Annotated in this window: 2 protein-coding genes; both read right to left on the reverse strand. The window is 43.9% G+C overall.

The window, feature by feature from the left end; all coding sequences use genetic code 11:
* Positions 1-42 precede the first annotated feature (42 nt).
* A complete protein-coding gene (locus tag F6K53_RS40370) occupies positions 43-1287 on the reverse strand; it encodes an RNA-guided endonuclease TnpB family protein (RefSeq protein WP_293085755.1) in 1245 nt (414 codons plus the stop codon).
* 198 nt (positions 1288-1485) lie between these two features.
* Positions 1486-1700 (reverse strand): hypothetical protein (locus F6K53_RS40375; RefSeq protein ID WP_293085758.1); only part of this gene is annotated, 215 nt, incomplete at its 5' end.

A 1700-nucleotide genomic window follows, 5' to 3' on the forward strand; every position in this document is an offset into this window, starting at 1 on the left:
TGTGGTGGTGGACGCTTTTCCCTTGACGCCTTAGTTGCACCATTACTGGTATCCAAAGATTGACACTCCCCGCGCCTTTAGGCGCGGGGATTCTTCACTCAGCGATTCGACTTGCTGAACCTGGCCGGAACCAAGAACAGTAGAGGTCAAATCTCCTGAAACGTTCGGATCTATGATCCAGGTTCCGGTGTGCCCCACCGTACCCAAGGCTCTTTTCAAGATATTGACTGCGGCGTTGTGGTCTCGGTCTAATCTACAACCACACTTGCAGACGTGAGTCCTAGTTGATAGTGACTTTTTCACAACCTCGCCGCACTCAGAACAGTTTTGGCTTGTATAGGCAGGATTTACCGCAACGGTGACCCTGCCAAACTTCTTGCCAAAATGCTCTAACCATTTTCTAAATTGATACCAACCTGCATCATTAATAGACTTGGCAAGACAGTGGTTTTTAACCAGATTTTTTACCCTCAAGTCTTCATAGGCGACCAGGTCGTTAGACCGGATTACGCAACGTGCCAGTCTCTTGGCATGTTCTTCACGCTGCCTACTTATTTTAAGGTGCTGTCTACCTAATCTATTAACGGCCTTCTTACGGTTAGATGAGCCTTTCTTCTTCCGGTAAACCCGGCGTTGATAAAACTTTAGACGCTTTTCTCCCTTACGGTAAAATCTGGGATTGGGTTCAGTATTTCCCCTAGAATCGGTATAGAATTCTTTTAGTCCTACGTCCAATCCTACAGTAGCGTCAACCGGGTCTAATTGTTCTTCGTTCGTCACAGAGATGCAAAACTGAACATAGTAACCATCAGCCCTCTTAACAATGCGAACCCGTTTAATTTGCTTCTTGTCGAAGCGCCACAAGTCCCAGGTACCTTTGAGTTTTAGCTTCCCGATTCCTTTCTTGTCACTGAAGGTAATTGATTTCTTGTCAGGGGAAAGCTTCCATCCTGATTGCTTATACTCAACCGACCTACAGTGCTTTTGAAAGCGGGGATAACCTTTCTTTCCAGGTACCTTTTTTTTGCAGTTTTCAAAGAAGCGAGAAATTGATGACCATGCCCTTTCAGCCGCAGCTTGCCGAGCAGTAGAGTTTAGTTCGTTAGCAAAAGGGAATTCTTTCGCTAGTATCTTGCAATATTTACTAAGGTCGTATTTACCTGTTACTTTATTGTCCATCCATAAACGAATGCAGCTATTGCGGATAAATTTAACTGTCCGAATTGCTTCGTCTATAGCTTGATATTGAAGGGATTTCCCGTATGCTTTAAACTCTATTATGTTCATCAGAAATCGACCTCTTCTGTTGTACTATTACGCTAACACGTTTAGCTAAAACTGTCAAGTCGTAATTCAATCTTTTCCACGGCGACTAAAGTCGCTATTCACTTTCATCCCCGACCTGTTCGCGTAGCGTTGGGCAAAGCCCGAAAGGTGCGGGGCTTTCAGTGTTTAGATTTCTAGTAATCCACCGTAGATAGTGGATTACGCCTCACAGGGTATAGCACTACGCATTAAGATTAGGACATTTCTAAACTCCGAAAACTGGTCGTAGCTTACTTTTGACTTCTGACTTCTAACTTCTGACTTGCGCGTAGCGCTATAACAACTCCGTGAAAACCCAACCAGATTGAGATTTTCAGGAATTGATAGTAGAAAAATATTGGTCTTGAACTTGTGAGCCAGACCGATAAAAAAAT

The organism is Moorena sp. SIO4A1 (genome assembly GCF_010672065.1).
Lineage (GTDB): Bacteria > Cyanobacteriota > Cyanobacteriia > Cyanobacteriales > Coleofasciculaceae > Moorena.

Bases quoted from the DNA above. Each gene is read 5' to 3' on its own strand.
- F6K53_RS40370 (WP_293085755.1), bottom strand. From the start codon at position 1,287: ATGAACATAATAGAGTTTAAAGCATACGGGAAATCCCTTCAATATCAA.